Raw genomic sequence first — 26,403 nt, 5'->3', positions numbered from 1 at the left:
TCCTGGATGACAACGAGAAACATTGCAGTAGTGGTTGGCGGCGATTCATCGGAATATGTGGTATCGATGAATAGTGGCGCTAATGTGATAAAATTAATCGATCGGGAGCATTTTACACCGTGGATGGTGAAAATGAGGAATGGTGTATGGGAAGTGGCCGACGGTGAAAGTAAAATTGCGGATGTTGATAAATCGGATTTCTCTTTTACGGTTGACGGTAAACGTATCCGGTTCGAATATGCCTATATCATCATTCATGGCTCGCCTGGCGAAAATGGTATCCTGCAAGGTTATTTCGACTTGATTGGGGTTCCTTATTCGTCGAGCAATACAGAGTCCTCTGCATTGACATTTAACAAATTCTACTGCAATAATTTTCTCCGGACGTTGGGAATTGAAATGGCACGTTCGTTTCACCTGGTGAAAGGCGATGACTATGATATTGATGCGATGCTGGCAGTTTTGGGATTGCCTGTTTTTGTCAAACCGAATTCAGGCGGTTCGAGCTTTGGTATCACGAAAGTGAAAACGGCAGATGAGCTGAAACCTGCCATCGAAAAGGCATTCGAAGAGGATGACGAAGTGTTGGTAGATGAATTTATTTCGGGAACCGAGTTCACCTGTGGGTTGGTGAAAATTGGCGGGAAGAAGTTGGTTTTCCCGGCAACGGAAATCATTCCCAAAAACGAATTCTTCAATTACGAATCGAAATACGTGGCCGGCATGGCCGAAGAGATTACTCCTGCCCGCATATCTGAAGAAGCGATGTTGGAAATTCAGGCGCTGTCATCACGGATTTACGACTTGTGTGATTGCAACGGTATTGTCCGTATCGATTTCATCCGGCACGAAGCCCGGTTTTATTTCCTCGAGGTGAATACCATTCCCGGTATGACCGGAACAAGCTTTATCCCGCAACAGGTAGAAGCCATGGGGCTCGATTTGAAAGAGTTATTAACAGAAATCATCGAAGAGGGAATAAATAAGGCTAATGCGTAGTTATCAACCTGAATTGTTTATATCCTGTTGGTAAGCGTGTGTACAAGATGTTCAAGTTGGTGGTGATTTCCTGTCGGTAAATTAGTAACGTGCTGATTGAGCAGTATTGGGACCTTCATGGTGGATAAATTAAACCACATGGCGTGGTCGGAATCGTTATTTTTGGATCTTTGCAGACCCAACAATGCATTAATTTTTAAGTTAAATGGCTGGCGAAAATTATAATAACCGCAATAAAAACAGGGGTAAGCTAACACTGGATCAAATCAATGCGCAGTATGGAAAAATTCCGCCCCAGGCATTAGAGGTTGAGGAAGCTGTGTTGGGCGCACTGATGCTCGAACGGGACGCTTACATCGTTGTGGCGGATATTCTTAGGCCCGATAGTTTCTACAAGGAGGAGCATCAAAAGATTTTCAAGGCCATACAGGAATTAAATGCCAACGAAAAACCGGTGGACTTGCTGATGGTGACGCAAGAGCTGAAGAACCGGGAAGAGTTGGAAGAAGTTGGCGGCCCCCTGTATATTACCCAGCTCACCAGTAAAGTTGCTTCAGCTGCGCACATCGAATTTCATGCCCGCATCATAGCACAAAAGTACATTCAGCGCGAACTAATCCGTATTTCTACCGAAATCCAGACCAAATCCTACGACGATACCATGGAGTTGGAGGATTTGATTGATTATGCAGAAGGGGCTTTATTCAAAGTAACCGAAGGCAGTATTACCAAAGAATCGCTGCCGATTAAACCTATTTTGCGGGAAGCCATCGAGCGGATTGAAGAAAACTCGAAGAAAAAAGAAGGACTGAGTGGTGTGCCTTCCGGGTTTACCCGTTTAGACCGGATTACTTCGGGGTGGCAAAAAACGGACTTGATGATTATTGCTGCCCGTCCTGCAATGGGAAAAACGGCCTTTGTTTTATCGATGGCCCGTAATATGGCAGTCGATCACCATGTCCCGGTGGCTGTATTTTCACTGGAAATGTCCTCCATTCAGTTGGTCAACCGTTTAATTGCTGCTGAAACGGAACTTGGTTCGGAGAAACTGAAAACCGGACGTTTGGAAAACTGGGAATGGGAGCAACTAAACCGGAAAATTAAAAATTTAGAGGAAGCCCCTCTTTTCATTGACGATACACCCGCACTTTCCGTTTTCGAATTCCGCGCCAAAGCGCGACGTTTAAAAATGCAACACAACATCGGCATTATCATTGTCGACTATTTACAGCTGATGACAGCTGGATCAGACGGGAGAGGAAGTCGTGAACAGGAAGTGAGTACAATTTCGCGTAACCTGAAAGCTATCGCCAAAGAGGTGGATGTACCGATTATCGCATTATCGCAGCTGAACCGTTCGGTTGAATCGCGCGACGGAAAACGTCCGCAGCTTTCTGACCTTCGTGAATCCGGAGCGATTGAGCAGGATGCGGACATGGTTATGTTTATTCACCGTCCGGAATATTATGGTATTACGGAAGACGAAAGCGGTAATTCGCTCATCGGTATGGCCGAAATCATCATTGCCAAGCATCGTAACGGTGCCGTAGGGGAAGTTCATTTGGCATTTAAGAGCCATTTAGCACGCTTTAGCGATCCGGATGAAGAAAGCCTGGGTACCATGCCCGAAGATTTAGGAAATGGACAGGTTGGTGCCCGTTTCAGTTCGAAGATGAATGAGGATACGGAGTCCTCATTCGAGCACAGTTTAGGCGCCCGCGGATTCCCCTCAACCGGAGGCGGGTTGGACGATGATACACCTTTCTGAGAAAAGCCTCTCAAAAACAGGTATTATGAAACGAACAGTCTCTTTGCTTCTTTTATTGATCGTCCTGGCAACTAAAGCCCAGTCTGCTTTTTTGCTAATCCCGATGGATGACCAGCAAAAGAATCATCTCAAAGCCTATGGTATTGTCTATTGGGCACTTCAAAAGGACATCGAAGTTAAATGGTTGTTGAATTACCGGGGCGGTAGTTTCTTATTGCAATCCGATAAAAATGTCCATGATGAATGCCTTATCCGCGGCGTGAGTGTTGATCTGGTTCCGGATGCCAAGGCATCATCCATTTTGCAGTATATTGCCCGCGAAGATGTAAATATGGATGCGGTGGCCATGCAAAAGGCGCCGGAAATAGCCGTTTATTCGCCACCTAACAAGCAGCCCTGGGATGATGCAGTCACGTTGGTGTTGACCTATGCAGAAATCCCGTACGATGTTATTTATGATCAGGGAATACTCGACGGTAAGTTGAAGAATTACGACTGGCTCCATTTGCATCACGAAGATTTCACCGGGCAATTTGGAAAATTCTTCCGCAATTACCAACACATGCCCTGGTACCAGGAAGAAGTTCGGATAAACCGTCAATTGGCGCAAAAAAACGGGTTTCAGAAAGTTTCACAGTTAAAGCTCAAGGTTGCCGGGCTTATTAAAAATTTTGTCAAAAACGGCGGCTTTTTGTTTGCCATGTGTGCGGCAACCGACACCTACGACATCGCCCTTGCTGCCCACAACACCGATATTTGCGGCCCCATGTACGACGGAGGCCCGGAAGATCCGGATATGGATAGCAAACTGGATTTTGCCAATACACTGGCATTTCAGAATTTTCACATTGTCAAGGATCCTTATGCTTATGAATTCTCGGACATTGATGCGACGGAAACCCGAAAAGTGAAACCCGAAGAAGATTATTTTACCTTATTTGATTTTTCGGCCAAATGGGACCCGGTACCGACCATGCTTACGCAGGACCATGTGCGGATTATTAAAGGTTTTATGGGGCAGACTACCGCGTTTAATGAAGAAAAGTTGAAGGCAAACATCCTGATTATGGGGGAGAATAAATCGGCTCACGAGGCCCGCTATATTCACGGTGATTTTGGGAAAGGCTTTTTCTCGTTTTATGGAGGTCACGATCCGGAAGATTACCGCCATTTAGTTGGCGACCCGCCTACTGATTTGAACCTTCATCCCAACTCTCCCGGCTACAGGCTAATTTTAAATAATGTTTTATTTCCTGCCGCACGTAAAAAGAAGCATAAAACATAATGGTTGCTCCATGGTATCTCAAAACATGTTGAGCATACATACTTTTTTGTCCGGCGGTGTCAAAAACATGTTTTGGGTTGACCTTTTTCTTACGCAAAAAAAGAGAGCAGGAAATCCGGGGACTTCCTGCTCAACTAAACCAGGGAATAAATTGGGAATAGCTGGAATAGTAAAATCTTTTGCTATTCAACCTGTCAATTAAAAGCCTGGGTTTAGCTTAAAATTCCCCTTGCGGGGAATTTATTTTGCTTAAAGAACAGGAGCCCGGAGAAGGAGTGTGTGATTGTTGTATCTCTAATTAATCTATAAGTATAGGTCGTATTAAAACGGGCTCCTGTATCTTCTTATATCAGTGTTTTAGTATTTGTACTCAATTTCAATTGATGAGTCTTCCAAAACACCCTGAGGTTTGTTTACAGCGGTTACTTTCAATACGCCGTACATGTAATCTCCGGTACCACGCATGGTACGGAAGATATATACATCACCGGCAGCTGCATTGGGAACAGATGTCGTTGCTCCTGAGAAATCAGTCGCTTCGATGGTTACTATATCAGTGTTAGAGTAGTCATCAGCGGTGCCTTTAACCAGCTGAGCATTGTTGAGGGCATTGAAACCGACCTCAACAGGGCCGCCTAATACAGGATAAGCAGCAGTGAATTGCACATCAGCACTATCACCGGCTGTAGTCGTATTTACATACCTGGCTTCAATCAAGTCGTATGCCTGGTTGCTGGTAGTGTCCAGTGTGAATGTTTCAACATTGCTGAAACTGTAAGGTGCAATCGGAACTATAGCAACAGAAGTAGCTGATTTTGTTCCGGCCGTGCCGGTCACTTTAACGAAAACAGTGTCACCAACCTGGTGGTCGGTACCTTTTATCTCGATTGAATCGGTTGCATTAAAAGGACCAGCTTCTGCTACATATGTTCCAGCGACTCCTACCTTCGTCTCAACAGTTACGCTGCTCAATGTTTCGGTTACTGGTTCAACACTGAATTTTACATGAAAAACAGTATCGATACGGTGATTCACATCAGGAACCTCAATTGAAATCGGGTCAGCAACGGTAATTGTTTTGTATCGTGTTATGTTTTTGCCGTTGTATGAACCAGAAAACTGCAGACTTGCTGAGTAGTTGATGTCTGAGATACCTAATTGGCTATCGGTGAGGGTCATTGAGCCACTTCCGTCAGTCAAATCAATTGTCCCAAGATCTTTTTGGGTATCAGAAAGGACATTGCCATCCGCATCGGAGCTACTCAATAGGATAACACTCAGGGAAGAAAGATTTTTCTGCTGGTTGTCAATGCTTACCGTAGCAGAATTGTCGAGGCTTGTTAAGCCATCGCTCGAAATGAAGAACTCTGTGCCGAGATCATAAAAATCTACTTTGTTACCGGCATTATAGTCCTGGCAAGAAGCCATAAAAAGAGAGAGGACTATTCCTACAGAGAAAATTATATATTTTTTCATATGATCCTTGATTAATTTTGTTAGTTAATATCCCAGAAGATTTTGGTTGTCAATTTGTCTCCACCAATGGCAGTAGCAGCAGCTTTATAGTTGTCTTCGTTCAAAGTTTGTTCGTTAACGGGATAAGTGAAACGAGTTGGTATTGAAGCTACACCTGTCGGTGGGGTCGGAGGCATATTAAATGCAGGGTAATCCAAACGCCGGAATGTTGTATATCCGACCAAACCTCTGGTATAGGATGCTAACCAGGATTGCGTACCGATTACTTCTTTCCAGTTTCCGGTATTGGTTACAGCTGAGGTATAATTAACCGATGGATTTGCCAAATAACCATTGGCTTCAGCATCTGTACCTCCCCACCACAAGATGGAAGATTTAATTCCTTCGTTGTAGTATGCTTCTGCAGTCTGACCTACATTCCAACCGCGTGCAGCAGCCTCGGCAAGATAGAATTGCAATTCAGAATAAGTTATCAAAATACCCGGGAAGGTAGGTTGCAGCAATTGATCAGATACGTGAGAGTAGTTGTCAAAAGGACTATTTTCACCGTATACACCACCAACGTAAGCGAGTTTTTCAACACCAGTAACGGTTGAAGTATTAACCTGTGTGAAATACAGCGGCAGGCGCGGGTCGGACATCCCGTTCATCACATCAACCACGGTATTTGCAGCCACGAAGTCATGACGGCCACTTAATACGAGATCCTCATACAAGGTATTCGTATTCGGAGTGTTTGTTAAATAAGGCATCAAACAATCATCGCTGGATGAAGAAAAGGCATTGGCATATGCACTCTCAACTGTTGACTGGGCCAAAGTTTCGTCAGCGTCAGCAATGGTGATTCCCAATTTCACTTTCAACGTGTAAGCGAACTTTTTCCAGGATGCAACATCACCTCTATAGTAGAAGTCTGCCGGACCAAAGCTACCTTCTGAATTATCCAATCCTGCAATATCTGCAGTTACCCGGCTGATGAGGTCTTTGTATATGGTCATCGCGTCGTCATACTTGGGCGAGATGTTCGTGATATCCAGATCTTCGGAATAGGGAACATCGCCAAATATATCCACCAACCGCTGATAGGAATATACCTCCAGCAAATCGATGATGTACAGCTTGTTTTGTTGTACTACTTTATCGGCATCGGTTACCGGCGTTTGTGCATTAATCAACTCACTGGCACGCTTCAGGTCCATCAGGAAGCCGCGATAATAGTAGCGGAAGATCTGATCAGGAATGGTCCGGTTCACGATATTGTAGTTGGCTTCATCCGTATAGGTTGTTTCCGTCCAATACTGTGAGACAAGCTTCCATATATTTAGGTTTACATTCGTGCTTGAAATCTGATCGGAGAGGGACTTCTCCGCGTTGGAGAAGAGTGATTCTCCGGGTACTTCCGACGGATTCTTCGTGTCGGTGTTGTATTCTTCAAATTTATCGGTACATGACGCGAGAAGTGCAATCACTACCAATAATAACCAATATCTGTTTTTCATAGTTGTGTCGATGTTTAGAATTGAACTTTTACACTAAAACCAATATTCCGGGTGGTTGGCATTACACCACTCTGCCATCCTTGAATATTACCGGCACCCTGGCTGGCTTCCGGATCGGCATACGGCAGGTTTTTATGAATAATCCAAAGGTTCGAACCTACAACACTCAAAGAAGCGCCTGCGATGAAGGTGTTGCTGAGCAATGTTTTCGGGAAGTTGTAGGTCAATGAAGCTGAACGTAGTTTTATGTACGAAGCGTCATAAACGAATCTGGCGTTAGGGCTGTCAGTGTATCCGAATGCGTGATAATTATCTCCTGCGATACGAACGTCGTTTGGAGTACCATTTTCTTTAACACCCGGCAGAATGTAACCTCCTCCTTGGGAAATAGAATTACGTACGGGGTTTCCCAGGTCGTTAGTGAAATCTGTTTCAGCATACAAACCGGTAGCCATACCGTACCATTGGTCGAGCGAGAATACGCTACCACCTTGTTGTACATCAATCAGGAAGCTCAGTGTAAAGTTTTTGTAGTTAAGCGTGTTGCTAACACCACCAACCCAGTCGGGGTTAATGTTACCAATAATTTGGTCTGAAGTAGCAGTCACTTCGTAATGACCGTTAGCTCCAACAACACGCTGTCCATCCTGGTAAATATAGTCAGTTCCCTGAATGGCACCATAAGGTTCACCAACCCGGGCGTTGATAGTTACACCACCTTGCAGTGATGCGATCTGAAGGTTTCTTATATCTTGTGCAAGAGAAGTTACCTTGTTGTTGTTCTTCGACCAGTTTACGTTGATATCCCAGCGGAATTTATTGCTAACAACGGGAGAAGCATTCAACTGAAGTTCAATACCCTTGTTTTGTATTTCACCGGCATTTACATATTTACCGTAGTATCCGGTTGCATAGGAAACAGCTACAGGCATAATCTGGTCAACCGATCGGTTATCGTAATAAGCAACGTCGAATCCAAGACGATTGTTCCAGAAGTTCATTTCCAGACCGGCTTCCAAACTCTTGGTTCTCTCCGATTTCAGATCGGCATTGTTTTTCGTATCAGGAACGGTTACCATCGGATTACCATTGAACGGGGAGCTCTGTACATAGGTATCCTTGATACTGGCAAACGGAGCGCTGTTACCAACCTCAGCGTAGTTCAAACGAATCTTACCAAGGGACAGCCAGTCGTTCTGGATTAGATTGGAGAAAACAAAACTACCCGAAACAGAGGGATAGTAATAAGCATTGTTTGACGTAGGTAATGTCGATGATTGATCACGGCGAACAGCTCCGTCAAGATACAGGTAATTGTCATAACCCAGTGATGCCTGTGCAAAAAAACCGTTTACTGCTACAATACTGTAAAGTTCATCGGGTGGAAGCATCGGAGAAGCACTGTTGCTTAATGCGTATACATCCGGTAAACTCAAACCACCATTGGTAGAAGCATAAGTTTGATCGATTTTGGTCTTACGGATGTTCATACCGATTAAACCGGTCAAATTCAATTTGTCCGTCAGGTCTTTATTAAAGTTGGCCATCAGGTCGATATTCGTTTCCATGAACCAGCGGTTCAATCTCGAATATCCCGAAGTTACATCCGGACGGCCAACTCCAAATTCTCCGGCGACAGAACCAGTGGCTTTTCTTTCTTCCTGCAGCTCATCATAAGTATCTACAGAAACGCGTCCGGTAAGGGTCACCCAATCAGTAGCGGTCCAGTCCAACTTGGTGTAACCAATTAACCGGTTACGTCTGTCGGTCTCGTAGTTCTTAAATCGAACCCAATAAGGGTTATCCCAATATTCGGGAGTTCCGCTAGATGGAGAGTGGCGGTTCCAGGAAATATTCTGACCTGTTTCCTTAAACAGTCTCTCCTGTTCTTTTATGTCAACGTTTACTTGGAACCACTGACGGAATGAAGTAAGGATATTATCACTATAACCGGTAGAGTTACGGCCCTGGCCTACGGTGTTGATGTAGTTGGCCATGGCAGTAACCTTAAGGTTATCAAGGATATTATACGTTGCATTGAAGTTGAAGTTGTTTTTCTTTAACTCACTGTTCGGCATAACACCGGTTTGATCGAAATTGGTATAACTTAAGCGGAAGGTTGATTTGTCACCACCACCGCTAATATCAACACTGTTTGATTTGGTGAGCGCCGTGTTAAAAAAAGTATCCGGGCCGTTTTTTGCAGCAACCCATGGAGTGGGATTTCCATAATTTGGCGACTGCGGAACGAAAGCATTGTATTGATAAACCATCAAACCAGGGTCGAATTTTTCACCCATTGAGGCATCTTCCGTCGTCGGAACAACCAGGTCCGGTGTTCCGTCTCCGTTTACGTCATACTGGAACAGCCCCGGATAATTTCCGCCACTGTAGTACGGACCGTAACCACCACCATAATTGTGCTGGTATTTCGGAAAGGTACTCTTATCAATTGTACCAACTGTAATGTTGGAGCTAACCGTTACACCTACGCCTTTTTTGTTTTTCTTACCCGATTTGGTGGTAATCATGATTACACCGTTTGCAGCACGCGAACCATAAAGGGCCGTTGCAGCAGCACCTTTCAGTACGTTAATCGATGCAATATCATCGGGGTTGATATCCGATGCAGCGTTACCGTAGTCATAACCATTACGACCCGTTGTTTGTCCCGAGTTGTTGGTTGTGGAGTTGTTAATCGGAATACCATCCACAACAAAAAGTGCCTGGTTGTTACCGGTTAAGGAAGCATTACCACGAATAACTACGTTGGTAGAACCACCCATGTTACCGTTGGCTTTAATTTGTACACCAGCAGCACGACCCGATAGAAGGTTCGCAAAGTTGTCGGTCTTCACTTTGTTCAGATCATCACCGCTAACTTGCTGAACAGCGTATCCCAACGATTTTTTCTCACGCGAGACACCAAGTGCCGTTACAACAACCTCATCTACCGCAATATTTTCCGGTGCAAGTTTAATGTTGTAAACACTTTGAGAAGTAAGGGGAACTTCCTTAGTTTTCATTCCCACAAAAGTGACCGTTAAGGCAGCGGCATTTTCCGGTACCTTCAATGTGAATTTACCATCCATGTCGGTAACTGTACCCAGCGTGGTACCCTTAACAACGACAGATGCCCCAGGTATTGTACTTCCGTCTTCGCCGGAGGTCACAAGGCCTGAAATGTCCCTGGTTTGTGCAAAAGCGACCTGCAATCCAAGAAAACCAAGGAGAACAAGTAACAGCGAAAATTTTTTCATAAAAATAGTTTTAACGTTTAACAGTAAGCATTAATTCCCAATTTTCAGGTGGTTATAGAAATTACAAGCATTCGGAATAAGAAAAATACACACACGCCGGATTTGCTTATCTGGCCTAACATGGTTTAAGGACCATGACCCCACCTCATCCGGTTCAACGACCGGATATCAATTCAAAATTTGATTTTTTGTTTTGGCCGACTCTGCCATGTCGGTTGCTTAATAACACTGATTCATTTCAATTCGTAATTAATTGTAAAGTATTGGTTAAAAAGTGTTACTGAATGCAAATATATTCAAATGAAATTTATATGCAACTTTATAGATGTCTGCGAGAGGTTCGTTAAGAATGATTTTTAACCATGATTGAAGTCATTTTTTACTTTTTACAATTTGAAATTGTCAGAAAGTGAGGATTTTTCATGTTTTACAGAATCATTATAAAACATAAACGGCTATATTAATTTAGACAGAATATAAATAACGGTTGTTGGCAATGATAATTGTTAGGTAACATATGCGTCCATATTTTATGGGGGTGTATTTGAAAAAATACATAAAAAACAATGTATCGATGGTGGTATGGTGGGGGTATTTCTGGTTTTTGTGTAGTTTCTGTGGAAAGGTCGCGAAAAAGAGGATCTTTGTCCCGAGACGTTAAGGATTAAATTGGGGAATTCGGTTCGTCGTGACTGAATCGAATATGAATAGGTGTTTCCGATTAATGAATATGATATTTAGGGGTGTTTATATCAAGGATGTTTATTAATTCCGATAGGCGATGAATAAAATAAGTGGAGGACTGGCCATTCGTAAGTTGGATGTAATCTCCGTTCTTATTTTCTATTTCATGGGTATTTGGCTTTTCCTTTATTTGTAACAGGTAGTTTGAAAAATCATCCGAAAGGAAGACCTGATCAATGCCAAATTCCAGGGCGCCTTTTATATCTGCTTCCCATGAATCACCAATCATCAATGACCCCAGTTTACGCGCATTGCTGGATTTCAGGGCATGTTCAAATATTTCACGACTGGGTTTGGGTGCACCGATAGCTTCCGATATAAATACCTTATGGAAAAAATGCTCCAGTTGAGTGTTGGTCAGTTTTTGGTGTTGAACTTCCCGGAAACCGTTTGTAATAATGTAAAGCTTGTATTTCTTATGCAAAGCCTCCAGTACTTCCCGGGCACCTTCAACTAATTGGGTTTTTAATGGCATCTGAGATAAGTATGCCTCGTTGATCTCCCTCCCTTTTCCGGGTTGGGGCAGTCCGTATTCCTGCAAAGAGTCCTCAAATCGTTTAACAATCAGTTTTTCCTTCGTGATGTCCCGGTTTCGGTACAATTCCCACAAATGATGATTGATGCGGTAATAGATTTTGAAATAGTCCCCAAAACTGGTTAGCTTTTCGTGTAAGCCTAATTGTCGGAAAGCGCTTTCAAGTGCATGATACGAGTTCGTTTCAAAATCCCAGAGGGTATTATCTAAATCAAAAAACAGGTGCCGGTAATGTTTCATCTAAACAAATTTGGTCAGTGAGGATACTTCAAGGCATCTCATCTCCTTCGTGCCTCTTTTTGTCTTTATTTTTGAGGGCATGTTGCAAACCTTCCAGTACGACGACGATTTCACCCTTCACTCCTTTTTCAGTGAAGTGTTCTAAAACTTCGGCAATGGTACCTCGCGCATTTTCTTCATGCAGCTTGGAAAGTTCCCTGGAAACGGAAATTTGTCTTTCTTCGCCAAAATGCTCGGCGAACTGTTCCAGCATCTTCAGCAGCCGGTGTGGCGACTCGTAGAATATGATGGTCCGCTCTTCCGATTCCAACTCGGTGAGCCGTTTTTGTCGTCCCTTCTTTTGCGGAAGAAACCCTTCGAAGCAGAACTTATCAGCTGGTAATCCGGAGTTGACAAGCGCGGGGACAAAAGCGGTTGCTCCGGGAAGGCATTCCACTTCGGCACCAATGTCCAGGCAACTTCGGATCAAAAGAAAGCCGGGATCGGAAATCCCCGGGGTACCGGCATCGGAAATGAGTGCAATGCTTTCGCCACCTAAAATTCGTTCGGCAAACCGGCCGGCTGTTTTGTGTTCATTAAACTTATGGTGAGCTGTTACTCGATTTTCAATTTCATAGTGTTTTAGCAATTTTCCCGAGGTCCGGGTGTCTTCCGCTAATATCAGATCGACTTCCTTTAAAATCCTCACGGCCCGGAATGTTATATCTTCCAGGTTCCCAATCGGGGTAGGGATGAGAAACAATTTTCCCATAATGTTAATTTAAAAAGCGGCGTTTAACCAGTGACAAAAACTTTTGACTGGTTTCTGACTTATTCCATTTGTAATTTGATTTCAGAAAATGAACAGCTTCCTGTATGTTTTCTGCCCGATCCAGTGTTTCAACCGTTTCATTGAACTTATCGTTGCTGTTTTCAAAAAGCTCCCTGACAAAAAGATACCGGTCATTCAGGCTGATCCCTTCGCGAATACTCTTCAGTGGCCGGTTCATGTAAGCATCTTCAGTGTGGCCATCTCCAATCAAGTCGTTTAGAGAGCGTTGTGCAGAAACTGATTCCCCCAGGGTTTTACGCTTCGTCTCTTGTCCTATCTCCAGTAATTCCATATCGGGGTCATCCGCAATTTCTTCTGTATTCGTGTTTGGTTCTTCTTTTATTTCCGGTTCTTTCACTTCCGGCTTCTTTTCATTGCTGATCTCTTCTTTCTTAGCGATCTTCGGAGTTATGTCCTCTCTTGTCTCAGTTTCCGCCGGCTTTTCTTCGACCTTTTTTGGGGGCTGCAGGGAAGTAGCCACTTGATTGGGGCCAGCCTTTTCCGAAGCCTTTGATTCCAGCAATTCCAACTCTTTTACCACATTCCTTGCACGGGTAAGGACAATCTCCACTTCATCGGAAGAGAGTCCGGCATCGGTTGTTAAATCAAGTGCCAGATTGTTTAATATTTTGATGTCATCTTTGATGATTTGCAACAATATTGAGGCTTCCATATGTATGATGGTTTTGCGGTTCGTATTTGTGGAAGTAAAAGTATAAAAAAGTCAGGTCCTGCGTGTATCTTGTTCGTTATTAATCCTTAATCAAAAACGGTTAATTTAGCCTGGTCTGGGATTAAGAAATGATTGAATACATATTTCGTTCAATTGTGGAAAAAGAATCTCTGTGAAAGGAGACAATTTGGTTATTTTTACCTCATGTTTATCGAAACGAACCTAAATGCAAAAACAAAACATGGCTGCATCGAAGTAATTGCAGGTTCCATGTTTTCAGGAAAAACCGAAGAATTGATTCGTCGGTTGCGCCGTGCCGAAATCGCCCGGCAGAAGGTGGAAATATTTAAACCCGCTGTTGATGTCCGGTATTCGGAAACCGAAGTGGTGTCGCACGACGAAAACGCCATTCGTTCAACGGCCGTTGAAAACTCCTCGAATATTCTTTTATTATCAAGTAATGTGGATGTTGTGGGTATCGATGAGGCCCAGTTTTTTGATGTAGGGATTGTGGATGTGTGCATGAAACTGGCCGATCAAGGGGTCCGTGTAATTGCGGCCGGCCTCGACATGGATTTCCGTGGCAAACCGTTTGGTCCTATGCCGGGTTTAATGGCTTGTGCCGAATATGTGACGAAGGTACATGCCATTTGCATGCGTTGCGGAAATTTAGCTCATTACAGCCATCGGTTGAGCGATGCCGATAAATTGGTATTGCTGGGCGAAAAAGATGCTTATGAACCGCTTTGCCGGTCGTGCTACCGCGAAGCGACCAAATAACGACTTATGACAGCTTATCCCTTAAAGGAAGTATCGGAGATTACGAACGGGAATTTGAACGGAAATAACGGCGGGGTGCACATCCGGTTTTTATCGTTCGACAGTCGTACCGTTTTAGCCGGACCGGAGACGTTGTTTTTTGCACTTCGCGGAAATCTGCGCGATGGCCACCAATACGTAAGGGATGCTTATTTGCACGGTGTCCGGGCTTTTGTTGTTGAAGAAATACCGGCTGGATCAGAATTTACAGAAGCTGCTTTTATCCAGGTTCCCGATTCGTTGGAGGCCCTTCAGAAACTGGCAACGTACCATCGAAACCGGTTTAGTTATCCGGTTCTCGGGATTACCGGTAGCAATGGGAAAACCATTGTGAAAGAGTGGCTGAGTGAGTTGATGGCGCCGGAACACAAAATTATTCGCAGCCCGCGAAGTTACAATTCACAGATTGGAAATCCGCTATCGGTTTGGTTGATGGATGAGCAATTCAATCTGGCCATATTTGAGGCTGGTATTTCCATGCCGGGCGAAATGGAAAAGCTCGAGAACCTGTTACATCCCGAATGGGGCGTATTTACGCACCTTGGCCAGGCCCATCTCGAGAATTTTCGGAATCAGCGTCATTTGGTCAAAGAAAAACTGCAGCTTTTCAATCATAGCAAACATTTTGTCTACTGTTCCGATTTTGACGAACTGCAAAAAGCGGTTACCACGAAAAAGACAGAAGGCTGGAGCGCCGATCTTTTTCGCTGGTCGCGGGAAGACGAAAGTGCCGATTTATTCATCGGGGAAGACAAAAGAAGAAAAGATGGTTCGCAAATAGACGGAATTTTTAACGGAAGTGAAATGACAATTTTTCTTCCGTTTACCGACGATGCTTACGTAGAGAATGGTATTCATTGCTGGGCAACGATGCTGGCGATGGGATACAAACCGGGGAGTTTTGAAGGGCGTTTTGCCCGGTTAGCACCGGTTGCCATGAGGCTTGAGCTAAAGAAAGGTCAACATGGGGCCATTGTCATCGACGACTCGTATAATTCCGACACCGGTTCACTGCTCAATGCACTTGATTTTTTGAGGCAGCAGGCGGGGAACAGCGGCAAACGCAGTACGGTCATTTTGTCGGATATTTTGCAATCCGGAATTCCCGAAGAACAACTTTACGGACAAGTAGCGGAATATCTTGCGTTACGCAAGGTTGATCGTTTTGTCGGGATTGGCCCCAAAATTAACCGCTATCAGGAACTTTTCCCGGTAGGAGACAAGGCATTTTATAATTCCACCGAAGATTTCTTACAACATCTGAACGGATGCAATTTCCATGATGAAGTGATTTTGCTGAAGGGAGCGCGAACGTTCCGGTTCGATTTAATATCGGGTATGTTGCAGGAGAAAGTGCACCAAACGGTATTGGAAATAAATATGTCGGCACTGGCGCATAACCTGAAAATTTACCGGCAGAAGCTGAAGCCGGAAACCCAAATCATGGCCATGGTAAAAGCGTTTTCGTACGGGACCGGTTCCACGGAAGTGGCGCGTGTATTGCAATTTCACCGAGCCGACTACCTGGCCGTGGCCATTGCCGACGAAGGTGTGGCACTTCGCCGGGAAGGCATCGGGTTACCCATCGTGGTGATGAACCCGGAAGAGCACAGTTTCGATGCAATGATAGGGAACCGGCTGGAACCCAACATCTACCGGCTCGAATTATTGAAGAGTTTTGAAGCGGCACTTCACCGAAATGCGATGCGGAATTTTCCCATCCATGTGAAACTTGACACGGGAATGAAGCGGCTGGGCTTCGAAACGGAGGAGCATTTGAAAGAGCTGGTTGCTTTTGTTCAGGCGCGCGATACCATTTATATACGGTCGATTTTTTCGCACCTGGCCGTTTCGGATGAACCGGTTGAAGACTCGTTTACCGACAAGCAGTTTGAGCGTTTTGAGGTGTTGGGCCGAATTGTCGCGGATGGCTTTGACTATAAAATTCTGAAGCACATTCTGAATTCAGCGGGTATCGAGCGTTTCCCCGGAAAGCAATATGATATGGTCCGGTTGGGGATTGGCTTGTATGGTGTGAGTTCCTTTGTTCAGAATGAACTGCAAAATGTAGCGACACTGAGGACGACAATATCACAGATTCGGACCGTTCAGGCTGGTGAAACTATCGGCTATGGGCGAAAAGGAGTTGCCAAAGAAAATATGCAGATTGCCGTTTTGCCCATTGGTTATGCTGACGGTTTTAACCGGTTGCTGAGTAACGGTGTGGGAAAAGTGAGTGTTAAAGGGACGAAGGTCCCGGTAGTGGGAAATATCTGCATGGACATGTGCATGGTTGATGTGACCGGCTTAGATGTGGAAGAAGGCGATAGGGTGATTGTGTTTGGGGAAGAAATCCCGGTAGGCGAAGTGGCCGAAGAATTACATACCATTCCTTATGAAGTGCTGACTTCCGTCGGACAAAGGGTAAAACGCGTGTATTTTGAGGAATAAACAAGTCCGGTAATCTTTTTTTACTGATACCGGACTTGTGTCTTATTTATCAAACTGACTTTGGCTAACCCAATTTACTGATGCGCTGCAATTGTTGCAGGTCCAGTATTTTAATTTTCCTTCCGTCAATCGCAATCACTTTTTCACCGGCAAAGGTCGAGAGCGTGCGAATAGCGTTGGAGGTTGTCATGTTCGAGAGATTGGCAATGTCTTCGCGCGAAAGGTAAACTTTCAGCGTCATGCCATCATTTTCAAAACCGTATTGATTGCGGAGCAGTAACAACGATTCGGCCAGACGTCCGCGGATATGTTTTTGCGTAAGGCTAACCGTTCGTTGGTTCGAAAAACCAAGCTCACGGGCTAAATCTTTCATCAGTGCCAGCGAAAAATCGTGATTACGCAATAATACGTTGTAGAGAATATCCGGCGGAATGGTGATGATAGCCGATTCTTCAATGGCTACAGCTGTTCCGTTATGCATCTCATCTGCAAGCAACGACCGGTAACCAATCAAACCGTTTTGCTTGACCATCCGGATGATTTGCTCACGACCACCAACCCCTTCTTTGAAAATCTTAATCTTTCCTTCTCTCAGGTACTGCATCCCGGCAGGTTTGTCACCCTCTTTGAAGATATATTCGTTTTTCTTGTAATAGGTTAAGGTCTGATATTTCTCTACTTCTGCCTTCTCCCCGGGAGTCAGGAGATAAAATATGGTTTTGTTGTCTTCAAATTGACCTTCGAGGTCAAAGTTTGAACTAAACATATAATTTGGGCATTTATGTTATACAGCATCAAAGTTAAATAATTAATCCAAATATAAAATTAATTTGAAGGAATTGTAAACTCAGATTTAAGAGGTCTGAGGAAATGCTGTAAATAAAACCTTAATAATGTCAATAAGGGTACTTGGCAACCAGTGGCATTTTGCGTCCGAAACCGAATGCCTTCGAGGATATCCGAAGGATTGGCGGTGTTTGGAATCGCTTATATTCGTTCATGTTAACTTTCCGTACGGCCATGTGAACCGTCTCCTCGTCAAACCCCATCCGGATGATTTCGTCAGGGCTTTTGGCCAGCTCGATATAGTTGAAGAGAATTTTATCCAAAATATCATAATCAGGTAACGAGTCAGAATCCTTTTGGTCGGGACGAAGTTCGGCCGACGGCGGTTTGATGATGGTATTTTCAGGAATCACTTCGTGCTCGCGGTTGATGAAACGCGCCAATGCAAATACATCCGATTTATAGACATCGCCCAGCACCGAAAGGCCACCGTTCATGTCACCGTAAAGCGTACCGTAACCGACCGCAGCCTCGCTTTTATTAGACGTATTTAATAAAATATGGCCAAATTTGTTGGAAATGGCCATCATCAATGTCCCACGGATGCGGGCCTGAATATTTTCTTCGGTTACATCCGGGTTCACACCTTCGAAAATTGGGGCTAATGCCTGGTCAAAAGCATCGACCATTTCGTGGATATTGACTATTTCGTATTGTATTCCCAGGTTCTCAGCCAGATCGCGGGCATCGGCAATGGAGTGTCCCGACGAATATTTTGATGGCATTAACAACACGCGAACATTTTCGGGGCCAAGTGCGCGGGCAGCCAAAACGACGGTTACCGCTGAATCGATTCCGCCTGAAAGTCCTAAGGTGGCTTGTTTGAAATCCATTTTTCCGAAATAGTCCTTGATACCCAAAATCAGCGCGCCGTACATTTTCGCGATGGGCTCGTATTCGCGCAAGATGCCTTTCGATTTGGTGTTTTCGGTATCGATAATCCGGAAGTCTTCTTCGAAATAGGCCAGCTCATCTACCACGTCACCATTGGCATCGATGAAAAGAGAACCACCATCGAAGATGATTTCAGTTTGTGCGCCTACCTGGTTTACATAAACAATCGGGATATTGAAATCGTGGGCATTGTTCAGCAAAATGTCTTTGCGAAGCTTCTCCTGGTTGTAGGAAAAGGGCGACGCTGAAAGGTTAATAACCAAATCGGGATTTTGCTTTGCGAATTCTTCCATTGGGGAAACCGCATACAATTTTTCCCTCCCGAAAGCGCTTAATACCGGTTGGTTGTACCACAAATCCTCACAAATGGTAACGGCCAGTTTTTTCCCGTTTAATTCGATTAGTTCGAAATTATGGTTGGGTTCAAAGTGGCGGTACTCATCAAACACATCGTACGTGGGCAAAAGCGTTTTGTGATGCACACTTTCAATCTTGCCATCCTTCAGGAAAAAAGCGCTGTTGTACAGCATTTTTCCTTTCGGGCTGCGGTTAATGCCTGGTCCGCCCACCAAGGCAGCGATGCCCGTACAGTGGCGGGCAATCTCTTCGATGGTTTTCTGCGAATGCTCAATAAACTCTTTCCGTTCGAGCAAATCGTGCGGGTAATAACCGGTGACCGATAACTCCGAAAACACGACCAATTCGGCGCCCGCCTCACGGGCCTTGCCGATGTTGCGAATGATTTTTCCCTTGTTATCCTGAAAATTACCGATATGGTAATTCAGTTGTGCCAGCGCAATTTTCATTGTTTCAGCGTATGCTTAGAGTGACAGTTAACTAAATTAAAAAATGAATCCGAGACGAAACCGCAGACTTTTCAGATTGGTGTTATCCTTGACGGAGGAATTCGAAGTTACATCGGTGAAACCGTTGTTGTATGTAACACCGGCAGTCAACGCATTGTTTCCGCCCAAATCGTGCTCCAATCCAAATCCAATATTCAAACCCATATTAAACATTTTCACCTCATCACTGACATTGGTATGGTCCAGAGTGCCATCACTGCTCGTTCCTGAAGATTTAATATTCAAATAATTGGTCAATCCGAACTGGGCATAAATATTCATTCGCCCAAAATCTTTTGACCGAAGTTTTATCGCGAGAGGCACTTCCAGGTACTTCAGTCGATATTCTATCTGCGTTCCGGGAGGAAGCGATTCGCCGGCAAATGTGAAATTCTGCCCGGTTTGGTAAATCAGGTTCCCTCCCGTTTGGTTCATGGTCAAACCGGTAGTCAAGGCATAACTTTCGCTTCCGAGAAAAATATCGGCTTCAACACCATAATCAAAACCCAGATGAGACTGGTCGTTTTTCACGCTTTTCGAGTCGGATGTTAACCACGAAAACTGCGGACTGGCTACAAATGTTAGACGAAATGGCCGCTGAGCGTATGATGAGAAAGCCATCATCGTTAGAACAACTGCGAGTGCAAGAGGTTTTTTCATTTTACGATAATCAAGATTACACAAATAATTTACTGCTGGTTTTTTATTTTTACACGAAGTTTATGAAAAAGCGCTTTGTTTGCAAGGCTTCGTTAAAACTTTGGTTAAGACACAAATCTCCGGTTTTTAAGTGAATTGAACAAAATTAATGATAATTCTAAATTGAACCAGATGAAGAAAATTTTCCTGCTGCTTATTCCGGCGCTGTTAATTGGTTTCACAGCCTGCCGGCAGAATCCGTTAAAAATAGATGTTTCAGGTATCGATGTTTCTGTAAAAATAAATCGGCTAGACCAGGATTTATTTAAGGTTACGCCGTTGAATGAGGATTCGATGCTGCCGCAGCTCAAAAAGGGGTATGGCAATTTTTTCAATCTGTATAATTACCGGATGATTCGGTTGGGAAATCCGGATGATATTCAATATCCAGATTATCTTCAGAAGTTTTTAACTGATCCGATGATTCAAAAGGCCAAGGCTGCAGTTGATTCGGTATATCCTGATTTATCGGGACTGGAAGGGCAGTTGACGGAGGCGTTCAAACATTATAAATATTATTTTCCCGATATGGAGGTCCCAAAGGTTTATACCTGTATTTCGGGCTTCAATCAGTCGGTTGTAATGGCTCAGGGAATTTTGGGAATTAGTCTCGACAACTACCTTGGAGCAGGTAATGCTTTTTACAAAGAACTGGCTTTGTCTGATTACCGCAGGAAAAATATGCGTCCGCAGATGATTGCCCCGGATGCCATGCGCGGTTGGGCCATGTCGGAATATCCCGGGAACCTTAACGGAAGTAAACTTATTCAACATATGATTTACCAGGGAAAGCTGATGTACTTTTTGGATGCCATGTTTCCAGAAATGGAGGACAGCCTGAAAATTGGATATCCTGCGAAAAAGCTGGAGTGGTGTAAAAAGAATGAAGGGGCAATGTGGACTTACCTGGTGGGACATAAGTTGCTTTTCTCGACCGAACACCTGGAAGTTTTGCATTATATCAATCCGGCGCCTTACACCAGTAGTTTTACTTCCGAATCTCCCGGGCGAACAGGGGTTTGGCTCGGGTGGCAAATCGTTCGGCAGTACATGAGAAAGAATAAGGGGGTAAGCCTTGAAGCATTTATGAAAGACACCAATTACAGTGAAATTCTGAACCGCTCGGGATACAATCCTGATTGATAAAAAAAAGGCCCGGGACTTTCCTGGCCTTTTTTTTTAGAAGATCCTTTTTAGAGTTCTTTAATTTTAATGTTGCGGAACCAAACATCGTCTCCGTGGTCCTGCAGTCCGATGTAACCTTCAGTGGCAACGTTTGCCCAGTCGGGGTTCAGTGCCGGGAATTTGGAGCCGGCAACCAGTTTGTTCCATTCCGGAGTCCAGAGGTGGTATTCAACAACGGTTTCACCGTTTTGTTTGTGTACAATGGTCCCCTTGTAACTGATAATTTCAATGGAATTCCATTCGCCGGCTGGCTTGGCATTTTGCGGTTTTGCCGGGATGAGGTCATACAGCGAACCTGCCTGGCGGTTTCCGTCTTTCCCCAATTTGGCATCCGGGTGACGCTCGTTATCCAGAATTTGCATTTCGGGCGCAGTTTCCCAGATATGATCTTTGGTTTCCTGTCCGAGATACATGATACCTGAGTTTCCACCTTCCGAAATTTTCCAATCCAGTTTCAGGTCGAAGTTGCCGTATTTTTTATCATAGATGATGTCACCACCGTCTACAGAACCGGCTTCTCCACGTCCGGAGCCAAGGCAGTGCAACGTTCCGTCAGCAACTTCCCAACCTGCCGGGAAGTGATCTTTTTTATAACCACGCCAGCCGTCGGAAGTTTTGCCGTCAAACAACAGGATCCAGCCGTCTTTCTTTTCCTGGTCAGTTAATGTGTTGAGGGGGGCAGGTACGCTTTTTTCTACTTTTTTTGCAGCGGTGTTTTCTTTGGTAGCTTTTTTCGATTGATTTTTACAACCTGCAAATGCGATGGCAGCAACCATCAGGAACATAATAATTTTTTTCATGAGAAGATGCTTTTGTTTGTTCGTGTTACGATTTCAGTTTCTTCGCTAATTTAAAAATTAATTGATAAAATAGATGAAGATTAAAAACTTCTGTGGGTATTCGCAGATACTTTTGTCCCAAAGTTTGTTAATTCATCATCGGTGATAATTTTATGCAAACGCTATAGTGTTTAAAGTTCACTTTCCTGAAGTAAATCAAATTGTCAATTGTGCGTGATGAGAGTTTCGCAGTGCATAGAATCAGGTTTGGTTTGGTCGTTGATTAACAAGCCCGGACTTGCAGTCATTGACAAAAATAAGAAAAATTGAATGGATAAATTTTCGATACCCGTTGTAATTCTATTAATTTGTCAGGCAAAATCGTTCTTAAAACTGCAATTCAGAACATTTCTTAATTACTATCATAGGGATTAAACTCCGGCCAGCATGAGTAAAAAAGGGAAAAAAATTGGAATTCTTACAGCCGGTGGCGATTGCCCCGGTCTGAATGCTGCTATTCGCGGTGTCGCTAAAACAGCCATTATGACATATGGTATGGACGTTTATGGATTCACAGCCGGTTACAGTGGATTAATCAATAGGGAATACTTCAAGCTTGACGAACCGAAGGTATCCGGGATCATTACCCTTGGCGGGACAATTTTAGGAACCTCCCGTGAAAAGCCGTACAAGCTGGAAAAAGGGGAGGAGTTTAACGATAAACCCGACTTAATCCGACAAACCTATGAAGAATTGGGACTGGATTGTGTGGTTTGCATTGGTGGCAATGGAACCATGAAGACAGCCAGTATGATGGCGAAGGAAGGATTGAACGTCGTTGGTATTCCCAAAACAATTGATAACGATGTTTTCGGCACGGATATTACTTTCGGGTTCGATTCAGCGGTGGGAATTGCCACGGAAGCAATCGATCGTTTGCACTCAACAGCCAACTCCCATCAGCGTGCCATGGTTATCGAAGTGATGGGGCACCATGCCGGATGGATTGCATTATATGCCGGAATGGCCGGTGGTGGCGATATCATCCTGATTCCCGAAATCGAATACCATATCGGTAAAGTATGTAAAACCATCGAAGAACGTTTTGCCAAAGGAAAACCTTACTCGATTGTTGTGGTGGCGGAAGGAATTGACAAGCCCAAAAAGATTTCGGCTGCACGTTATGTCGTTGAAAATATTCAAACTTACACCGGTATCGAAGCCCGCGAAACCCGTTTGGGATACATTCAACGGGGAGGGACGCCATCGCCAATGGATCGGATTTTGGCAACTCAGTACGGAGCTTTTGCTACTGAATTGATTGCTGAAGGAGCTTATAACAACATGGTAGCCATGCGTCGAAACGAATTAACAGCTGCGCCGTTGGATGAAGTTGGCGGAAAATTGCGCCTGGTCGATCCGGGGGATGCTTTAATTACCAAAGCACGGAACCTGGGTGTTTCGTTTGGCGACGAGTAATTTATGCATTCATGGAAATGAAGATTGCCACCGTTCGGTTTGCTCCGGTCCCGGGAAACCCTGACGCAACCATTGCCAAACTTCCTCCTTTATTCGACGGGGCAGCCACAGTTGATTTGATGGCTTTGCCAGAGTTAGCCAATTCCGGCTATGCTTTTTCTTCCAAAGCAAAGCGGGCAGCCAGGTAAGCCATGTGTCCAACGGAAGTTTCCAGCGCTTTTTCGTCGATATCGAAAGTAGGGGAGTGAAGCGGTGCTGTTTCGGCGCTTCCCGGGGTTTTCACGCCAAAGCGGAAAAAGGCTACCGGAAATTGTTGCGAATAATAGGCAAAATCTTCGCAGGTCATCCGCAGTCCCATGTCTTCCACTTTTTCCTTACCCAAATACTCAACGGCAAACTCACGGGCCATTTGGGTGACCTCACGGTCGTTCATCAGCATCGGGTATCCGTGATTAATTTGAAATTCACAGGTGGCACCCATGCCTTCCGCAATCGACTCACTAATTTTTTTAATTCGTTCTTTCGCTTCAGCACGCCAGGTTTCGTCCATGGTACGGAAAGTTCCGGATACATTTACTTCATCGGGGATGATGTTGGTCGCCCCTTCAGCGATGACCCTTCCGAAAGAAAGAACCGAAGGAACATCGGCTGGCGCATTGCGGCTGACAACCTGTTGCAGTGCGGTAATAATGTGTGCTGTTGTCAATACAGTATCCGTCAGTTTGTGCGGCAGAGCCCCGTGTCCGCCTTTCCCCTTAACGGTGAAAAAGATTTCGTCACCCGAAGCCATGTACATTCCGGGACGGAACCCAACATGGCCGGCTTCCATTTCCGGGAGTACATGTTGTGCCAAAATCAGTTCCGGTTTCGGATCGTTCAACGCGCCCGATTCCAGGAGGAGTTTTCCTCCTCCCGGGAATTGCTCTTCGCCCGGCTGGAAGATAAACAGGAAGGTACCCTGAAGTTTGTGTTCCAGTTTTTTTAGAATTCGAATAACCCCCAATAATGAGGCAGTGTGGGCATCGTGACCACAGGCGTGCATTACTCCCCGGTTGAGGGAGCAATAGCTTTGGTCTGAATTTTCGACAATTGGGAGTGCATCCATGTCGGCACGCAATGCGATGGTCCGTCCTCCGGGTAATTTCCCGTCGAGCCGGGCAATAATACCCGTTTTTACAATGCCGGCCCGGTAGGATACGCCGATTTCGTCCAATTGCTTTTGGATGAAATCGGAAGTCTCGAACTCCTCAAATGACAATTCGGGATATTGGTGCAGGTGACGACGAATCGCTACGGTGTCGTCGAAATATTGTTGTGCAAGTTGTTGTATCTCTTTTTTCAATTCCATCATTTTCCAAAAAACATTTTAGCTCCGACAACCAACAGGAACAAGGCAAAGGTTCGTTTCATCAGTTTCTCGGGAACCGAAATGGAAAACTGTGCTCCGATCCAGGCACCCAAAACAAAAATCAGGGTAATAATAATGGCATATTTCCAGTTAATAAATCCCTGTTTTTGGTAAGCCATGGCGGCCAGTATTCCGGTTGGCGGTAGAAGAATAGCCAGACTGGTTCCTTGTGCGGTGTGTTGGTCCATTCCAAAAAGATATACCAATGCCGGAATCAGGACAATACCACCGCCTACACCTAATGCTCCACTAACAATCCCGGCAGCTAATCCAACCAGAACCAGTAACAAAACTTGCGAGAGTTCCATAAACCATAGTTTTTGTCGAAGATACGAATTTCCCAAAGTTCAACGTTATTATAACGTAAAGTGCCGGGGGTACCAACTTCATAAATAGAATTAAAGAATGTTAAAACTGGCGGTTTTGCTGCCGATTATCTGAAGTTGGCCTGAATAAGCGAATGATAATTTTAGTAGATTTGTTCGGATAAAATGTTGTATTATGAAGAGAACTGTTTCTGTTTTAATATTATTTCTGTTTGCGGCAGGATTGAATCTTGCGGTAGCCCAAAACCGGGCCACCATAAAATTCGATGACCTGGAACATAACTTTGGTACGTTCAACGAAGAACAGGGTAATGTATCGTACGATTTCAAATTTAAGAATACGGGTAATGCGCCTTTGATTGTTTCTTATGTGCGCTCGTCGTGTGGTTGTACAACCCCCGAATGGACCCGGAAGCCTGTTGCACCAGCTGACGAAGGACATATCAGGGTAACGTATAATCCGAAAAACCGTCCGGGAAATTTCACTAAAACCATTAGTATCTCCTCAAATGCAACGAATCCGATGGTGGTATTGAAAATCCGCGGTAAGGTGGTTCCCCGTGTTAAAACCCCGGAAGAGATTTATCCGCGTGAGGTAGGCCTTATCAGGATGCGCACCAATCATCTGGCTTTTGTTAAAATTAAAGATGACGAGGTAAGAACTGACAGTCTTGCGTTTGTCAACCTGGGAGACAAGCCGGTTACGATTGGGGTCAGGCAGGCACCATCTTATCTGAAAGTGGACATTGTTCCAAAAACAGTGCAGCCGGGTAAGAAAGGTCATTTTGTGGTGACTTACGATGCATCGAAAAGAAAAGAATATGGATTTGTGATTGACCGGGTATATCTGACCGAAAATGGTGAATCGAATTATAATTACTCCATCGGTGTCAGTGCTACGATTGTCGAGGATTTCTCGAAACTTACTCCGCAGCAATTAGCCAATTCGCCTAAGGTAGGTTTTAACGAACGCGTATTTAATTTTGGTGAAATCGCCGAAGGCCAAAAAGTAAATCACGTTTTCCAGATTAAGAATACCGGTAAAAGCGACCTGGTTATTCGCCGTATCCGGGCATCTTGTGGTTGTACGGCTGTTACGCCGGCCACAACCGTTATCAAACCAGGCCAAAGTACCGACTTGAAAGTGGTCTTTAATTCTCATGGAAAACGTGGCCGTCAGAATAAATCGATCACGGTAATTACTAATGATCCGGATCAGCCAACCACCATTTTGAGAATTACCGGAAATGTGAAATCATAACTTGGTTTGAAAATATAAACCTTGAAAACCTCTATTTTTATGGAGGTTTTTTTACGCCCGAATACTCCTGATTTTTCCGTGTAAACGGGGTAAAAATTGTAATTTCGCATAAACGTGAAGA

21 protein-coding genes are annotated in these 26,403 nt (G+C 44.5%); 9 read left to right on the top strand and 12 right to left on the bottom strand.

Annotated features, from left to right (window positions below; translation table 11 throughout):
- Positions 1-6: 6 nt before the first annotated feature.
- From GJU82_RS11215 to GJU82_RS11205, 3 genes are all read left to right on the top strand, one after another.
- Positions 7-999, top strand: coding sequence for a D-alanine--D-alanine ligase (locus tag GJU82_RS11215; protein ID WP_153632223.1), 993 nt, complete (start codon positions 7-9; stop codon positions 997-999).
- A gap of 205 nt (positions 1,000-1,204) precedes the next feature.
- The gene (dnaB, locus tag GJU82_RS11210) at positions 1,205-2,767 is read left to right on the top strand and encodes a replicative DNA helicase (RefSeq protein ID WP_153632222.1); all 1,563 of its coding nucleotides are present in this window, start codon (positions 1,205-1,207) and stop codon (positions 2,765-2,767) included.
- Positions 2,768-2,792: 25 nt separating this feature from the next.
- On the top strand, positions 2,793-4,052 hold the full coding sequence (locus tag GJU82_RS11205) for an asparagine synthetase B (protein ID WP_153632221.1): 1,260 nt from the start codon (positions 2,793-2,795) through the stop codon (positions 4,050-4,052).
- A 357-nt stretch (positions 4,053-4,409) separates the two neighbouring features.
- Here the strand turns inward: GJU82_RS11205 and GJU82_RS11200 are convergent, their stop codons facing one another.
- The 6 genes from GJU82_RS11200 to GJU82_RS11175 form a co-directional block, all read right to left on the bottom strand.
- Positions 4,410-5,528 carry a hypothetical protein gene (locus GJU82_RS11200; RefSeq protein ID WP_153632220.1) on the bottom strand — a complete coding sequence of 373 codons (1,119 nt, stop codon included), beginning with the start codon at positions 5,526-5,528 and terminating at the stop codon, positions 4,410-4,412.
- Between the two features lie 20 nt (positions 5,529-5,548).
- Positions 5,549-7,027 (bottom strand): SusD/RagB family nutrient-binding outer membrane lipoprotein, encoded by a 1,479-nt coding sequence (locus tag GJU82_RS11195; protein ID WP_153632219.1) that lies wholly within the window; start codon positions 7,025-7,027, stop codon positions 5,549-5,551.
- Between the two features lie 14 nt (positions 7,028-7,041).
- Positions 7,042-10,287, bottom strand: coding sequence for a SusC/RagA family TonB-linked outer membrane protein (locus GJU82_RS11190; RefSeq protein WP_153632218.1), 3,246 nt, complete (start codon positions 10,285-10,287; stop codon positions 7,042-7,044).
- Between the two features lie 721 nt (positions 10,288-11,008).
- On the bottom strand, positions 11,009-11,806 hold the full coding sequence (locus tag GJU82_RS11185; RefSeq protein WP_153632217.1) for a YjjG family noncanonical pyrimidine nucleotidase: 798 nt from the start codon (positions 11,804-11,806) through the stop codon (positions 11,009-11,011).
- A gap of 28 nt (positions 11,807-11,834) precedes the next feature.
- Positions 11,835-12,557, bottom strand: a complete 723-nt coding sequence (gene rsmI, locus GJU82_RS11180) for a 16S rRNA (cytidine(1402)-2'-O)-methyltransferase (RefSeq protein ID WP_153632216.1) — start codon at positions 12,555-12,557, stop codon at positions 11,835-11,837.
- Between the two features lie 4 nt (positions 12,558-12,561).
- On the bottom strand, positions 12,562-13,290 hold the full coding sequence (locus tag GJU82_RS11175; protein ID WP_153632215.1) for a hypothetical protein: 729 nt from the start codon (positions 13,288-13,290) through the stop codon (positions 12,562-12,564).
- A gap of 204 nt (positions 13,291-13,494) precedes the next feature.
- On the opposite strand from GJU82_RS11175, the gene GJU82_RS11170 reads away from it, so the two are divergent.
- On the top strand, positions 13,495-14,070 hold the full coding sequence (locus GJU82_RS11170) for a thymidine kinase (protein WP_153632214.1): 576 nt from the start codon (positions 13,495-13,497) through the stop codon (positions 14,068-14,070).
- 6 nt (positions 14,071-14,076) lie between these two features.
- Positions 14,077-16,560, top strand: a complete 2,484-nt coding sequence (locus GJU82_RS11165) for a bifunctional UDP-N-acetylmuramoyl-tripeptide:D-alanyl-D-alanine ligase/alanine racemase (protein ID WP_153632213.1) — start codon at positions 14,077-14,079, stop codon at positions 16,558-16,560.
- Between the two features lie 64 nt (positions 16,561-16,624).
- On the opposite strand, the gene GJU82_RS11160 is transcribed toward GJU82_RS11165, so the two are convergent.
- The 3 genes from GJU82_RS11160 to GJU82_RS11150 form a co-directional block, all read right to left on the bottom strand.
- Positions 16,625-17,326 (bottom strand): Crp/Fnr family transcriptional regulator, encoded by a 702-nt coding sequence (locus GJU82_RS11160; RefSeq protein ID WP_153632212.1) that lies wholly within the window; start codon positions 17,324-17,326, stop codon positions 16,625-16,627.
- A gap of 130 nt (positions 17,327-17,456) precedes the next feature.
- A complete protein-coding gene (locus GJU82_RS11155; protein ID WP_153632211.1) occupies positions 17,457-19,106 on the bottom strand; it encodes an NAD+ synthase in 1,650 nt (549 codons plus the stop codon).
- Positions 19,107-19,142: 36 nt separating this feature from the next.
- Entirely contained in the window at positions 19,143-19,805 is a 663-nt protein-coding gene (locus tag GJU82_RS11150; RefSeq protein WP_153632210.1) for a porin family protein, read from the bottom strand.
- Between the two features lie 171 nt (positions 19,806-19,976).
- Here GJU82_RS11150 and GJU82_RS11145 point away from each other — a divergent pair, with 171 nt between their 5' ends.
- Positions 19,977-20,987: a hypothetical protein gene (locus GJU82_RS11145; protein WP_153632209.1), complete on the top strand. Its 1,011-nt coding sequence runs from the start codon at positions 19,977-19,979 to the stop codon at positions 20,985-20,987.
- A 50-nt stretch (positions 20,988-21,037) separates the two neighbouring features.
- Here the strand turns inward: GJU82_RS11145 and GJU82_RS11140 are convergent, their stop codons facing one another.
- A complete protein-coding gene (locus GJU82_RS11140; protein WP_153632208.1) occupies positions 21,038-21,829 on the bottom strand; it encodes a DUF1080 domain-containing protein in 792 nt (263 codons plus the stop codon).
- Between the two features lie 426 nt (positions 21,830-22,255).
- Here GJU82_RS11140 and GJU82_RS11135 point away from each other — a divergent pair, with 426 nt between their 5' ends.
- Together GJU82_RS11135 and GJU82_RS11130 are read left to right on the top strand one after the other, a co-directional pair.
- A complete protein-coding gene (locus GJU82_RS11135) occupies positions 22,256-23,287 on the top strand; it encodes an ATP-dependent 6-phosphofructokinase (protein WP_153632207.1) in 1,032 nt (343 codons plus the stop codon).
- A gap of 11 nt (positions 23,288-23,298) precedes the next feature.
- On the top strand, positions 23,299-23,475 hold the full coding sequence (locus GJU82_RS11130) for a hypothetical protein (RefSeq protein WP_153632206.1): 177 nt from the start codon (positions 23,299-23,301) through the stop codon (positions 23,473-23,475).
- On the opposite strand, the gene GJU82_RS11125 is transcribed toward GJU82_RS11130, so the two are convergent.
- Positions 23,436-24,638: a M20 family metallopeptidase gene (locus GJU82_RS11125; RefSeq protein ID WP_228488671.1), complete on the bottom strand. Its 1,203-nt coding sequence runs from the start codon at positions 24,636-24,638 to the stop codon at positions 23,436-23,438. The genes GJU82_RS11130 and GJU82_RS11125 overlap by 40 nt on opposite strands.
- Entirely contained in the window at positions 24,635-25,003 is a 369-nt protein-coding gene (locus GJU82_RS11120) for a sulfite exporter TauE/SafE family protein (protein ID WP_153632205.1), read from the bottom strand. The genes GJU82_RS11125 and GJU82_RS11120 overlap by 4 nt, the downstream gene beginning before the upstream one ends.
- Positions 25,004-25,196: 193 nt before the next feature.
- On the opposite strand from GJU82_RS11120, the gene GJU82_RS11115 reads away from it, so the two are divergent.
- Positions 25,197-26,282, top strand: a complete 1,086-nt coding sequence (locus tag GJU82_RS11115; RefSeq protein WP_153632204.1) for a DUF1573 domain-containing protein — start codon at positions 25,197-25,199, stop codon at positions 26,280-26,282.
- The last annotated feature ends 121 nt before the right edge of the window (positions 26,283-26,403 follow it).

It is taken from the genome of Prolixibacter sp. SD074 (assembly GCF_009617895.1).
Lineage (GTDB): Bacteria > Bacteroidota > Bacteroidia > Bacteroidales > Prolixibacteraceae > Prolixibacter.
The sequence above is the reverse complement of the archived record's forward strand: the minus strand, read 5'-3'. Positions and strand labels throughout refer to the sequence as shown.